The following is a 12,951-nucleotide window of genomic DNA, read 5'->3' on the forward strand; positions in this document are numbered from 1 at the left end:
AACGCCGCCCTCATCTGCCTCGCCCGACGCCGCTGCGACGTCCTATACGCCATGCTCCGCGACAAGATCCCCTACCAGCCACGCCCCACCAGCCCGGTCCCCGCTTGACGAAACCCATAGGGACACCCCCCTAGCAGGAACAACCTCAGAGGCCGTGACGGAAGCCAGCGGCTCGACCTGGTCGCGTGGCCGGGGCTTCCGGCTGCCGCGCCAGTCCAAACCCGGGACTGGCTTGCCACCGTGTCACCGAATCGCAGTAGCAGCTCCACCGCCAGGACGTGCCCGGCCCCGCCTACCGCCGCCGGCAACGCGCAGGAGCCCCGCCAAGCCGCCCCGGAATCCCTCACGAGGGACCAGCACGCGTCAGGACGGGGGCGATCCACTGATCCCCCGCTCAGGCCGTCTCCAGGCCGTCCCAGGCCGTGGCCAGGCCGTCAAACGCCACCCAACGATGACCAAGGTCAACCAACGGCACCAGATAAACGGCCAGGTCAGAGCCTTGATCAGGGCTCTGAGCTGGTGGGCGACGGACGAGTCGACCTGTACGCCGGATTCTGTGACCGGCGCGCGCCCCGAGGGGCTCGCGTCGGCGGCGGCCATCCATCTAGGCCTGCCGTCGCCGGCAGGCTCGAGCGGCCTACCCGCAGACATCGGGCGGGCAGCCCTCAAGCGTCTGCGCCGGGTCGTCATCATCTCTGGTGACGGCCCTTGCTTGGCCTTGCTCCGGGTGGGGTTTACCGAGCCACCCCGGTCACCCGGGGTGCTGGTGGGCTCTTACCCCACCGTTTCACCCTTACCGTCCCCGATGGGGTCGGCGGTCTGTTTTCTGTGGCACTGTCCCGCGGGTCGCCCCGGGTTGCCGTTAGCAACCACCCTGCCCTGTGGAGTCCGGACGTTCCTCGGCGGCGGGCCGGAGCCCGCCGACGCGACCGCCCGGTCGACTCGTCCGTCGCTCATCCATCCTAACGACGCCACGGGCGCGCCCATTGCCACCCCGGGGCCGACCGGCACCCCGCCTGCCGGAAGCGGGTACTAGCCTCTGGTGACCATGGATGTCTCCGACGCCGCGCTGCTGCTCGCCGCCGGTCTCGCCGCGGGCACGGTCAACGCGGTGGCCGGCGGGGGCTCGCTCATCACCTTCCCGGCGATGATCGCGGTGGGCCTGCCGTCGGTGCCGGCCAACGTGAGCAATTCGGTCGCGGTCTTTCCGGGGTACGTGGCGAGCGTGGCGGGCAGCCGGCAGGACCTGCCGCCCCGGCGGATGCTGGCCACGCTGGTGCCCACCACGATCGTCGGCACGATCGCCGGCGCCCTGCTGCTGCTGGCCACCCCGGCCCGGGCGTTCGAGCTGGTGGTGCCCTTCCTGGTGCTCGGGGCGACGGCGGTGCTGGCGTTCCAGGATCCGCTGCGCCGGCTCGTCGGGCATCCGCGCGACCTGGCGCCGCGCCGCCGTACGGTCACCGTGCAGGCCATGGTCGCCGTCGGCGCGGTGTACGGCGGCTACTTCGGCGCGGCGCTCGGGGTGATGCTGGTCGCGGGCCTGGCCCTGGTGCTGGACGCGACGCTGGCCCGGGTGAGCGCGATCAAGAACCTGCTCTCCGCGCTGGTCGGGTTGACCACGCTCGTGGTGTTCGCGCTGTTCGGGCCGGTGAACTGGGCGGCCGTCGCGGTGGTCGCGCCGGCGACGCTGGTCGGCGGGTACGCCGGCGCGCGGCTGGTGCGCCGGCTGCCGCCGGTGGTGCTCAAGGTGCTGATCGTGGTCTTCGGCACGGCGATCGGGCTCTACCTGCTCTGGCGCGCGCTGCGCTGAGCCTCGGCGACACGTGGCCGGCCTGGGGCACCCGAGCGGCTAGTGGTCGTGGAGCGTGAAGCGGGGGCCGCCTGACCGGCCTTGATCGGGATGGTCGCCTTGATCCCTCGGCGGCGCAGGTACTCACGGTTGGCCCGCGAGCTGTAGGCCATGCCCACCATCGCACCCACTTCGAAACGCGGCCCAGGGTGATCAGCCCACCAGTGTGATCAGCGCGCTACCGGCGGGCGGCAGCGCTGCGCTGGCGTGCCGATTCGTAGAGCACGACGGTCGCGGCGACCGCCGCGTTCAGGGAGCTGGCGGCCCCGGACATCGGGACCCGGACGAGCTGGTCGCAGGCCTCACGCCAGCCGACGCTGAGACCGGTGGTCTCGTTGCCGATCAGGGTCAGCGCGGGTTGCGTGAAGTCGTACTCGGCGGCATCCAGTGCGCCGTGCTCATCGGCACCCACGATGCCGATGTCGACGCCGTCGGCGCGCACGTCGGCGACCCAGGAGAGCACCGCCTGGTGTGAGGGCGCCCGGACCACGGGCAGCGCGAACAGCGAGCCGGTGCTCGCCCGCACCGCCTTCGGGTCGTACACATCGGCGGCATGGCCGGTGACGATGACGCCGGACGCGCCGAAGGCGTCTGCGGACCGGATGAGCGTCCCGATGTTGCCAGGGCTGGTGGGCCGGTCGAACACGACGGTGAGCATGGTCGGCCCGGCCGGGATGCGGCGCAGGTCGTCCTGCGGCAGCGCGACCACGGCCAGCAGCTCCGGAACCGTGTCCGCCTTGCCGCCCAGCATGTGCATCAGTTCACGGGAGACGGCGAACCTCTCGGCCCGGACGGTGTCCAGGGCCTTGCGTGCCCAGCCGGAGAGCTGGACGTCGGCGTCGTAGAGCAGCTCTCGAACCTGCCAGCCGTGTTCGATGGCCATGGTGATCGGGCGCACGCCCTGCACGAGGAACTCGCCGCGACGCTGCCGCTTGGTTCGATTGCGGAGCAGTGCCTCCCACTGCTGGAATCGTGCATTGCGGCCACTCACCCGCACCCTCACCGTTGTCCCCGCCTTCCCCGTACATCAGGAACGGGGGTGTCCTGCCCGAGTCCTCGGCGAATCGCGATCTCCACGGGCGAGTACGCACCGTCGGCCCGTTCCAGTTCGAACGGCGCGGCCGGCACCAGCGGCGGCTGGGCCATGAAGCGCGGCCGCGTCCCGTGGTGCGGTTGCGCCGCGTGCACCAGGAAAGGATGGCACAGGAATACATCGCCAGGAGACCCGGTGGCCAGGGCGAGTGGCCGGTGGTCGGACGCCGCCACCAGCTCGGGCGCGAGGTCCAGCCCGCTCGCCCCGTCCTCCCCGTACTTCTCCAGCACCTTCGGCACGTCGAGGTGTGAGCCGACCCGGATCCGTGTCGGGGCGTCCTCCGCACCGATCTCGCTGAACAGGAACAGCATCAGCAGCGCCCGGCCCCGGGAGCGAACGTTCGTGAAGTACCAGCTCGCACCCTCAGGCAGATAGCTGCCCTCGATGTGCCAGCCCGCGTCGTTCGGCTCGTCCTTGTGCGGGAAGCGCAACGGGAACGTGCCCAGCGAGTAACGCGGCTCCCAGCGTCCCGCGCCGACGAGCAGGTCGTACGCGTGATGGAGGAACGGTGAATTGGGTGCGGCGGCGAACGGCCCCTGCGCCATGCCGGGCACCCAGTGCACGGGCTGCGTCCAGGTGGCTGGGTCGTCCGGGTCGCAGCCCGTCTCCCGCCACAGCAGCCGCGCGCAGTCCGCGGCCACGCGCGGTGCGACGGCGCCCGCCAACTTCACGAAGCCGTCGCGAAGGAACCGGGATACCAGTGTCGTGTCGTCCATGCCCCCATCGTGTGGCGGCACCGATCCCGATCACCCGACACTTTCCGCTCCGCCTCTGTCGGGTGTGCCGCAACAGAGCCGGTCACGATACGGAGGCACTGTCGCACAGCACTACAGCTTGAGGTTCCGCCCAACTGCCGAAGGGAGCGAACGCATGGAAACCCGCATCGTCGACCATCCCGCGTTTTGGCTCGTGGGGCACGCTGTCCGGGTTCCACTGATCCACCGAGGCATCAACCCGCACATCCAGCAGCACATCGCCGCGCTGCCGGCAGAGGAGCACCTGCGCTTGAAGGCACTCGGCGACACTGAGCCGGGCGGCCTGCTCGCGGTCTTCGATGACCTCGACGCGGACTACGACGAAGGCAGCGAGCTGACCTACCTGCACGGGGTCGCCGTGTCCCCGGGCACGCCGGTCCGGGGCGATCTCGAGGTCATCGAGGTCCCGGCGGGCCGCTGGGTGGTCATCCGGGCCGTGGGGCCGCAGCCGCAGACCCTGCAGAAGATCTGGGCCGCGGCCGCAGCCGAGTGGTTTCCCTTCAACCCGTGGCAACTGCGGCCGGGCCCGGAGATCGTCGCGGTGCCCGAGCCGACGGACGACCTCAGCACCGCGACCCGCGAGCTCTGGCTGCCCGTCGAGCCGGCGTAGCCCGCCTCTGGAATACGGCCTAGTGGTCGTTGAGCGTGAAGAAGAACGTCCGGTGCTCGACGTCCAGGAAGGCGGTCCGCCACCGCGTGGACGGGGTCGCCTCGTCGTACGCCCGGCTGTGCAGCCAGCGGGGCGCGGCCGGCAGGAACGGCGCGAGAGCGGGCCAGGCGTCCGCCGGGCTGCCGGAGTGGGGAGCCTTGGCGGCGGGCGCGTACGGCACGAAGTCGTACCGCTGCGCCAGCGTCCGCGCGTCCTCCGGACGCAGCCGGACCACGCCCTGGTAGGCCCAGTCCACCGGACCCGGCGCGCGGCCGCACGGCTCGCCCGAGAGGGAATGGACCTGCCAGTGGATCTCCAGGTAGTCGCCGAGGTCCGGCAGCTCCTGGGGCGGGTCCCACCGGTTGGTGCGCACCTTCGCCTCCTCGGCGCGCACGGACTCCCGGCACTCGGGGGTGTCGCCCGGGTCGTTGCTGACGACCCGGATCACGGCCCCCACACACCCGACGACCACCAGCAGCAGCGCGGCGGAGCCGCCGAGGACGGCCACCAGCGCGCGTCTCGTCATGGTCGTCAGCGTACGAAGGGCGTCCACTCCCGCCGCGTCGCCCCCGGCCGCAGGGGGCCGGGGGCGACGCGGTCCGGGAGACGCTCAGGCGACCGGTTCCGGGGCGGCGTCGGCGTCCCGGCGCGGGCCGGGTACGACGCGCGGGTCGCCCTCGTCGGCGAAGTAGTCGTCCGACGTGGTGCCGTCGCCGCCGTCGCGCACCTTCGCCGCCCGCAGCACCACCGTGAGCAGCGCCGCGACCCCGAGGTTGACCAGCACCGCCACGATCCCGACGTAGATCGTCTTCGGGGTGTCGAAGCCGAAGTCGGCCAGCGGGAACGCCGAGCCGCCGAAGTGCTTGCGGCCGGTCGCGGCGTTCGGGATCTGGTAGAGCATCCACATGCCCAGTCCCATGCCCGCGATCCAGCCGCCGATCAGCGCCCCCCGGTGGAACCAGCGGGTGTAGAGGCCGAGGGCCACCGCCGGCAGCGTCTGGAGGATGATCACGCCGCCGATGAGCTGGAGGTCGATGGAGAACTGCGGGTCGAGGAAGACGATGCACGCCACCGCGCCGACCTTGACCACCAGCGAGGTGATCTTGGAGACGTTCGCCTCCTGCGCGGGGCTGGCGTCCCGCTTCAGGTACTCCTTGTAGATGTTGCGGGTGAACAGGTTCGCCGCCGCGATCGACATGATCGCCGCCGGCACCAGCGCGCCGATGCCGATGGCCGCGTACGCGACGCCGGCGAACCAGTCGGGGAACTGCTGGTCGAACAGGACCGGCACCACCGTGTTGCTGTCCACGGTGCCCTCCTTCGACCCGGGCAGCGGCTTCACCCCGGCCGCGATGGCCATGAAGCCGAGCAGCGCGATCAGGCCGAGCAGCAGGCTGTACGCGGGCAGCGCCGACATGTTCCGCTTGATCACGTCGCGGTTCCGGCTGGCCAGCACGCCGGTGATGCTGTGCGGGTAGAGGAACAGCGCCAGCGCCGAGCCGAACGCCAGCGTGACGTACTGGAGCTGGTTGTTGGCGTTGAGCAGCACCCCGTCGTTGGGGTTCGGCGACGCGTCGAACTTCGCGTCGGCGGCGTCGAAGATCTCGCCCCAGCCGCCCAGCTTGTACGGCAGGTAGAGCACCGCCACCAGGATCACGATGTAGATCAGCGTGTCCTTGACGAACGCGATCAGCGCCGGCGCGCGCAGCCCCGACTGGTAGGTGTACGCGGCCAGGATCGCGAACGCGATGATGATCGGCAGGTGCCGGGCCAGGGCGCTGTCGCCGGTCACCCCCATGGTCTTCAGCACCGCCTCGATGCCGACCAGTTGCAGCGCGATGTACGGCATCGTCGCCACGATGCCGGTGATCGCGATCAGCAGCGCCAGCACCGGCGAGTCGAACCGCTTGCGGACGAAGTCCGCGGGGGTGACGAAGCCGTGCCGGTGCGAGACCGACCAGAGCCGGCACAGCACCAGGAACACCAGCGGGTAGATGACGATGGTGTACGGGACGGCGAAGAAGCCGGCCGCGCCGGCACCGAACATCAGCGCCGGCACCGCCACGAAGGTGTACGCGGTGTACAGGTCACCGCCGACCAGGAACCAGGTGATCCAGCCGCCGAAGTTGCGCCCGCCCAGCCCCCACTCGTCGAGGTGGGCCATGTCCTTCGGGGCCCGCCACCGGGCCGCCACGAATCCCATCCCGCTGACCAGCAGGAAGAGCACCGAGAAGACGATGATCTCGGTGAGGTGGTCGCGCCACATCAGCGATCACCCGCAGCCGTGTCGCCCGGCCCGTCCGACGGCGCGCCGGCCCGCTTCTTCGTCATCTGGTACACCAGCGTGGTGGTGGCCACGCCGAGCAGGATGTAGACGAGCTGGAGCCAGTAGAAGCGCGGGAAGCCGAGGAACCGGGGCGAGTCGGCGTTGAAGAAGACCGGGATCAGGGGCACCACGATGGGGATGAAGAGCAACCAGTTCCAGGGGCTGTGGTCCTTCGCCCTGGAGCGCGCCGCGGTCGGCGCCTCCGGTTCGGGTGCGGCCATTGCGACAAACCTCCGCGAGTCGTAGATCGACACAGATGACGGCCGGAGGCTACGACCCTGTGACCCGGGTCACGTTCTACGGGAGGAGGTTGCTGCGCCGAACGGCGGACGGCGTGCGCCGAACGGCGACCCCGGGCGGCCGGACGGCCGGCCGCCCGGCTCAGATCCCGGCGAGGTGCGCGGTGTCGTTGACCGTACGGACGGCGACCCCGCCGTCCGGCCACGTGTCGAGCACCGAGATGCCGGCCGCGTCCAGGAACAGCCGGTGCAGGAAGCCGTCGCCGGCCGCGAGGGCGTCGCGCAGCACCAGCTTGATCGGCGAGACGTGCGAGACCACCACCACGGTCTCCCCCGGGTACGCCCGGCACAGCCCGTCGACCACGCGGCGGCAGCGCTCGGCGACGTCGACGAACGACTCGCCGCCCGGCGGGGCCACCCGGGTCGAGGCCAGCCAGGCGTCCATCTCGCCCGGCCACTCCTGGCGGACCTCGGCGAAGGTGCGCCCCTCCCAGGCCCCGAAGTCGCACTCGATCAGGTCGTCCTCGCGGCGCACCGGCACGCCGCCGAGTGCCCCGGCGATCGCCTCGGCGGTCGCCGTACACCGGGACAGGGGCGAGCTGACCACGGCCGCGACGGTCGGGGCCAGCTCGGCCACCCGGGCGGCCGTGGCCCGGACCTGGGCCCGGCCGCGCTCGGAGAGCGGCACGTCGCCGCGGCCCGAGTAGCGGCGCTGTTCGGTGAAGGCCGTCTCGCCGTGCCGGACGAGGACGAGCCGGGTGGCGGTGAAGCTCGGCCGCGGCTCCCAGGAGGCGGGCGCGGTGGCCGGGTCGGTGCCGGTGCTCGTCGCCGACGCGGCGCGGGCGGCCACCTCCCGGGCTTTCGCGCGGGCCGGCGAGTCGGGACCGGCGACCTCGCGCGGCGGCTCCACGACGCGCGGCGGCGCGACGGCGGGCCGGGCCGGCGCCTTGCCGGCGGCAGCGTCCATGGCGGCGTTGGCGAGGGCGTCGGCGTGCCGGTTGCGTTCCCTGGGAATCCAGTGGAACCGCACGGCGGCGAAGCGGTTGACCAGCCCGGCGGCCTGCGCGGCGAGCGGGCGCAGCCCGGGGTGCTTGATCTGCCAGCGGCCGCACATCTGCTCGACCACCAGCTTCGAGTCCATCCTGGCCTCGACCTCGGCGGCACCCAGCTCGGCGGCGGCCTCCAGCCCGGCGATCAGCCCCCGGTACTCGGCGACGTTGTTGGTGGCGACGCCGATCGACTCGCCCCGCTCGGCCAGCACCTCACCGGTGTCCGCGTCGCGGACCACCGCGCCGTAGCCGGCCGGGCCGGGGTTGCCCCGGGATCCGCCGTCGGCCTCGACGACGACCACGCGCGGCGCCACGGGACTACAGGCCGGACTCGTTGGTACGGACCATGATCCGTCGGCAGTCCTCGCAGCGGACGACCTCGTCCGGGTCGGTCTTGCGGATCCGGGCCACGTCGGCGCCGGAGAGCGTCAGACGGCAGCCGCCGCACCGGCCGGCGGTCAGCAGCGCCGCGCCGAGCCCGGTGTCCTCGCGGATCTTGTCGTAGAGCTGCACCAGGTCGGCCGGGAGGTCGCCCGCCAGCGGCTGGCGGGCGCCGCGCTTGAACTCCTCCTCCTTGGCGATCTCCGCCAGGCTCTCGTCGCGGCGCCGCTCGGCGTCGTCGCGCTTCTCCCGCACCTCGGCGAGCCGCTGCTCGACGCCGTCCAGCACGCCCTGGGCCGTCTCCCGCTGCTCCATCAGCTCCAGCTCGGCGTCCTCCAGGTCGCCCTGACGCCGGTTGAGCGAGACCAGCTCGTGCTGCAGGGCCTCCAGCTCCCGGGCCGGGCCGGTGCCGGCGGCGAGCCGGGCCTCGTTCTTGGACTTGCGGGCCCGCACCTGGTCGACGTCCTTCTCCATGCGGGCGATGTCCCGGTCCAGGTCGTCAACCGCGACCTGGGCGCGGACCCGCTCGTCCTCCAGCGCGGACAGCTCCCGGGCCAGCGCGTCCAGTTCGGCCCGCTCGGGCAGCGAACGCCGCCGGTGGGCGAGCTGGGCGAGGGTGGTGTCGATCGCCTGGAGGTCGAGCAGGCGGCGCTGGACCTGGGGGTCAGCCTTCACGTTCTGGGCTCCTTGTCGTCCACCGCGGGTGGGGCGGCGTGTACGGTCCACGGGTCGGTGGCCAGGTCGGACACCAGCGTCTCGACACCCGTCGCCTCCCGCAGGAGGACGGCCAGGTCGTCCAGCCACGGTCGTTCCGTCGCCCAGTGGGCGGCGTCGAGCAGGGCCGGGCCGTCGGCGGCCAGGTGCTCGCCGGCCGGGTGGTGGCGCAGGTCGGCGGTGAGGAACGCGTCCACCCCGGCCGCGGTCGCGTCGGCGAGGAAGCCGTCCCCCGCGCCGCCGCTGACCGCGAGGGTACGAACCATACGCCCGGGATCCCCGGCGGCGCGAACTCCCCAGGCGGTGGCGGGCAGCACGGCGGCGGCGTGCCGGGTCAGCTCCGCCAGCGTCATCGGCTCCGGCAGCTCGCCGATCCGGCCGATCCCCCGGCCGTCGCCGTGCGCGGGCGAGCCGGGTGCGGGCCGGTGCAGCGGGCGCAGCCCGGTCAGCCCGAACCGGGCGGCGAGGGCGTCGGAGACCCCCGGGGCGGCCACGTCGGCGTTGGTGTGCGCGACGTACAACGCCACGTCGGACTTGATCAGCCGGTGGACGATCCGGCCCTTGAAGGTCGTGGGCGCCACCGAGGAGACGCCGCGCAGCAGCAGCGGATGGTGGGCGACGATCATGTCGACGCCGGCGTCGAGCGCCTCGGCGACCGTCTCCGGCACCACGTCGACGACGCAGAGGACCCGGCGCACCGGGGCGCAGGGCTCGCCGAGCACCAGCCCGACCCGGTCCCAGTCCTCGGCCCAGGCCGGCGGATAGCGCCGCTCCAGCTCGGCGACCACGTCGGCGACGGTCGGCGGGACTGCGTTGGTGCTCACGGCGGGCCAGCTTACCGGCGCGAGCCGTGGCCGGGGCCCTCACCCACCGACGCGGCGGCGTGTCCCAGCGCTCCCCCGGTGCCGAAGGGTCCCCGGCGGACGCCACAAGTCAGCCGGGGACCCGTCGGCACGCGTCAGGCGACGGGGCAGAGCCGGTCCCGTACGGCGGCCAGACCCAGGGCCCACGGGAAGGCGTGCACGTGCCGCTCGCCGGTGCCCGGCGGGTGCAACGGGAAGACGTCATCGCCGAAGAGCACCGTGACCCCCCACTCCGCGAGCCGGGCGATGCCCGCCCGGAAGGCCGGGTGGGCCGCCATCGCCGCGTTCGTGTACGGCACCGCCACCACCGGCACGCCCAGGCCCTGCGCCTCCACCAGCAGACCGAGGGCCAGTGTGTCGGTGATGCCGGCCGCCCACTTGTTGACGGTGTTGACCGTCGCCGGGCAGACGATCATCGCGTCGGCCTGCGGCAGCACGTCGAGATCGCCCGGATTCTTGTAGTGGGTGCGGACCGGATGGCCTGTCTGCCGGGCCAGCGCGGCCCGGTCGACGAACTTGGCGCCGTCCGGCGTGGTGACCACGCAGACGTCCCAACCGTCCTGGTGGGCCAGCTCGACGAGCCGGCCGACGTGGCGGGCCAGCGGCGAACCGCAGGCGATGACGTAGAGCACCTCGCGGCGCTCGCTGCTCGGGTGCGGGCCGGTCATCAGGCCGGCTCCGCGCTCATACCCCAACTCCCATGTGCTCAGCCAACTCCGCAATCGGAGAAGGCGGCGCACCACGTGTGCGACGCAGGATGTCCGACATCACCTCGTGGGCGATCGGCCGGCAGCGGATCTCCGACGGGGCGAGGCGGTCGCCGCGCAGCAGCATCTCGCCGGCGTTGGCCACGTCGCCGATCTGGGCGAAGCCCCGGGCGATGTCGAGCAGGTGGTGGGCCCGGCGTTCCGGCAGCAGGGCGCCGAAGGCCGGCTCCTGGATGCGTTGCTGGTGCACCTCGACCGCCCGGCCCCCGTCGCCGAGCTCGACCGCCGCCGCCGCCCGGTGCAGCTCCACGTTGGTCGGTCCGAACGAGGTCCAGTAGTGGTTGTGGTCGCCGCCCAACAGGACGGCCGCCTCGTGCGCGCCGTTGATCAGGTCGCCGACCGTGGCGGAGTCGCCGATCCGGGCGGCGGCCATCGCCCCCTGGAGCAGCAGCATCCCGTAGACCGAGAGCAGGGCCGGGTCGGCGGCGTTGCCGCAGCCGGGGGCGAGCCGGTTGGCGATGGTGACGTTGAGTTCGAGCGCGGGCCGGGGCCGGCCCATCGCCACCAGCGCGTTGCAGACCCGGGTGGTGGCGATGCCGGCCAGCAGCGGGTCGTCGGCGCGCTGGGCCACCGCCATCGAGCGGTCGGCGGCCAGCCAGGCCAGGTCGCACTCGCCCAGCTTACGCAGCACCGACGAGGCGATCTGGTAGACCTGCCCGAGCAGGTGGGCCGCCTCGACCGCCTGGTCGCCGCCGTGGCCGGCGTCGGCGGCCTGGGCGTCGCGCAGCAGCTTCGGCAGCGCCCGGGTGAGCATCCCGTAGCGGCCGTACTGGTAGGTGAGCCAGGCGTGGTTGACGGCCTTGCGCATGTCGCCCAGGGGCGGCGGGCACGGCGCGGCGTCGAAGTACGCGCTCATCGAGTCGTACCGCTCCAGGGCCGCCCGGATCTCCTGCACCTCCACCTGGTCGATGCAGTTCAGCGCGTCCGTACGCCGCTCCGGGTCCTTGCCGAGCAGCAGCTGCACGTCGACCTGGAGGATGTCGGCGATCTCGTAGAGGACGGAGAACTTGTCCAGCCGGCGCACCCCGCGCTCGACCTTGTCCACCCAGCTCTTCGACTTGCCCAGCCGGTCGGCGAAGACCTGCTGCGACATCTTGCGCCGCCCCCGCCAGTAGGCCACCCGCCGCCCGATGGGTAACTCGTCCATCCACCCGTTCCTTCCCCTGTGCCTGCTCGAGCGGGCGTGCCGGCCGGTCCTGCCGGGTGCGGCGATCGATCCGTACATCTCAGGTTTTCGCTGGTCGCACAGCGTGTGCGTCAGCCATACAGCCAGTTCTCGTAGTTTTCGTGCAAGTTGCACGAGCCGTTCGTCAGCTCAACGATCGCGGGTTACGGCAGTGACGGTGCTCGACATGCGACCTGGGCACCGGCCGGGTCCGGCGAGGGGAGATGGCACATGTGGGGGAATGTCGCGCCGCGCGTCGTTCAACTGTCCCCGTTGGAACGGGTGCGGCTGCGCCGGGTGGCCGTGCGGTACGCCCTGCACGGCTGGGACGTCACCCCCGGCGCCTGCCTCGCCCGCAGCCGCTTCGTCTGCGGGCGGGCCGGCTGTCCGACGGTCGGCTGCCACCCCGCCCTGGAGAACTGGGAGCACGCGGCGAGCGCCGACCCGGCCCGGGTCGCGACCTGGTGGCGCACCCGGCCGCACGGGGTGCTGCTGCCCACCGGGCGGGCGTTCGACGTGCTGGAGGTCCCCACGCACCTCGGCCGGCACGTGCTGGACGCGGTCCGGACGCACCCGGCCGGCGTCGGCGTACGCGGGCCGGTGCTGGTGACGCCGACCGGCCGCTGGATGTTCCTGGTCCGCCCCGGCGACCCGCTCCGCCCCGAGTTGGACCACTGCTTCCACGTGGTCCGGCACGGCCCCGGCTCCTGGATCCCGGCCCCACCGACCCGGCTGCCGGAGGGCACCGTCCGGTGGGCGGTCGCGCCCGAACAGGCCCGCTGGCAACTGCCCGACTCCTACCTGGTGCAGAACGCGCTGATCGAGGCCCTGCGGGCGACCGGCGTCAGGGTCACCTCCGACCTGCTCCCCGGGCACCTGCCGCTGCCGCGCCGGGGCATGTGACGGCGGCGCGGCAGCGACGCCGGAGGGCCGGCGCTCGTTGAGCACGGCGACGGCGCACCCGCGCCGGGAGCGGGGGGTTACATGTCCACCGATGACACCGCGCGCCAGCCGGACGGCGCGGAGCCGCCGCCCCGGCACCGGCCGCGCCGCCGCTGGCCGGTCACCCGTCCCGTCGGCTCCCGCCCGGGCCGCCCGCGA

General features: G+C 72.8%; 13 protein-coding genes and 1 other RNA gene. 3 read left to right on the forward strand and 11 right to left on the reverse strand.

Annotated elements, in window-relative coordinates; genetic code table 11:
- Positions 1-527: 527 nt before the first annotated feature.
- Positions 528-945: RNase P RNA component class A (rnpB, locus tag F6X68_RS23005), an RNA gene on the reverse strand.
- 103 nt (positions 946-1,048) lie between these two features.
- On the opposite strand from rnpB, the gene F6X68_RS23010 reads away from it, so the two are divergent.
- Complete coding sequence (locus F6X68_RS23010) at positions 1,049-1,810, forward strand: sulfite exporter TauE/SafE family protein (RefSeq protein ID WP_151456229.1); 762 nt, start codon at positions 1,049-1,051, stop codon at positions 1,808-1,810.
- Positions 1,811-2,027: 217 nt separating this feature from the next.
- Here the strand turns inward: F6X68_RS23010 and F6X68_RS23020 are convergent, their stop codons facing one another.
- Together F6X68_RS23020 and F6X68_RS23025 are read right to left on the reverse strand one after the other, a co-directional pair.
- Positions 2,028-2,846, reverse strand: coding sequence for a TrmH family RNA methyltransferase (locus F6X68_RS23020; RefSeq protein ID WP_225852377.1), 819 nt, complete (start codon positions 2,844-2,846; stop codon positions 2,028-2,030).
- Between the two features lie 2 nt (positions 2,847-2,848).
- Positions 2,849-3,658, reverse strand: coding sequence for a phytanoyl-CoA dioxygenase family protein (locus F6X68_RS23025; protein WP_151456231.1), 810 nt, complete (start codon positions 3,656-3,658; stop codon positions 2,849-2,851).
- 154 nt (positions 3,659-3,812) lie between these two features.
- Here F6X68_RS23025 and F6X68_RS23030 point away from each other — a divergent pair, with 154 nt between their 5' ends.
- A complete protein-coding gene (locus F6X68_RS23030) occupies positions 3,813-4,307 on the forward strand; it encodes a GyrI-like domain-containing protein (protein WP_225852378.1) in 495 nt (164 codons plus the stop codon).
- Between the two features lie 19 nt (positions 4,308-4,326).
- Here F6X68_RS23030 and F6X68_RS23035 read toward each other — a convergent pair whose 3' ends face one another.
- From F6X68_RS23035 to F6X68_RS23070, 8 genes are all read right to left on the reverse strand, one after another.
- Complete coding sequence (locus tag F6X68_RS23035) at positions 4,327-4,872, reverse strand: hypothetical protein (RefSeq protein ID WP_151456232.1); 546 nt, start codon at positions 4,870-4,872, stop codon at positions 4,327-4,329.
- Positions 4,873-4,956: 84 nt separating this feature from the next.
- On the reverse strand, positions 4,957-6,612 hold the full coding sequence (gene mctP, locus F6X68_RS23040) for a monocarboxylate uptake permease MctP (RefSeq protein ID WP_151456233.1): 1,656 nt from the start codon (positions 6,610-6,612) through the stop codon (positions 4,957-4,959).
- Complete coding sequence (locus tag F6X68_RS23045; RefSeq protein WP_151456234.1) at positions 6,612-6,893, reverse strand: DUF3311 domain-containing protein; 282 nt, start codon at positions 6,891-6,893, stop codon at positions 6,612-6,614. The genes mctP and F6X68_RS23045 overlap by 1 nt, the downstream gene beginning before the upstream one ends.
- A gap of 160 nt (positions 6,894-7,053) precedes the next feature.
- Positions 7,054-8,274 carry a bifunctional RNase H/acid phosphatase gene (locus F6X68_RS23050; protein ID WP_151456235.1) on the reverse strand — a complete coding sequence of 407 codons (1,221 nt, stop codon included), beginning with the start codon at positions 8,272-8,274 and terminating at the stop codon, positions 7,054-7,056.
- A 4-nt stretch (positions 8,275-8,278) separates the two neighbouring features.
- Positions 8,279-9,016: a zinc ribbon domain-containing protein gene (locus F6X68_RS23055; protein ID WP_151456236.1), complete on the reverse strand. Its 738-nt coding sequence runs from the start codon at positions 9,014-9,016 to the stop codon at positions 8,279-8,281.
- Positions 9,013-9,843, reverse strand: coding sequence for a Nif3-like dinuclear metal center hexameric protein (locus F6X68_RS23060; RefSeq protein ID WP_192581510.1), 831 nt, complete (start codon positions 9,841-9,843; stop codon positions 9,013-9,015). The genes F6X68_RS23055 and F6X68_RS23060 overlap by 4 nt, the downstream gene beginning before the upstream one ends.
- Before the next feature lie 170 nt (positions 9,844-10,013).
- Positions 10,014-10,586: a flavoprotein gene (locus F6X68_RS23065; protein WP_151456238.1), complete on the reverse strand. Its 573-nt coding sequence runs from the start codon at positions 10,584-10,586 to the stop codon at positions 10,014-10,016.
- A gap of 16 nt (positions 10,587-10,602) precedes the next feature.
- Entirely contained in the window at positions 10,603-11,832 is a 1,230-nt protein-coding gene (locus F6X68_RS23070) for a helix-turn-helix domain-containing protein (RefSeq protein ID WP_151456239.1), read from the reverse strand.
- Between the two features lie 249 nt (positions 11,833-12,081).
- Here F6X68_RS23070 and F6X68_RS23075 point away from each other — a divergent pair, with 249 nt between their 5' ends.
- Positions 12,082-12,753 carry a bifunctional DNA primase/polymerase gene (locus tag F6X68_RS23075; RefSeq protein ID WP_132237270.1) on the forward strand — a complete coding sequence of 224 codons (672 nt, stop codon included), beginning with the start codon at positions 12,082-12,084 and terminating at the stop codon, positions 12,751-12,753.
- The last annotated feature ends 198 nt before the right edge of the window (positions 12,754-12,951 follow it).

It is taken from the genome of Micromonospora sp. AMSO12t, assembly GCF_008806585.1.
Lineage (GTDB): Bacteria > Actinomycetota > Actinomycetes > Mycobacteriales > Micromonosporaceae > Micromonospora > Micromonospora reichwaldensis.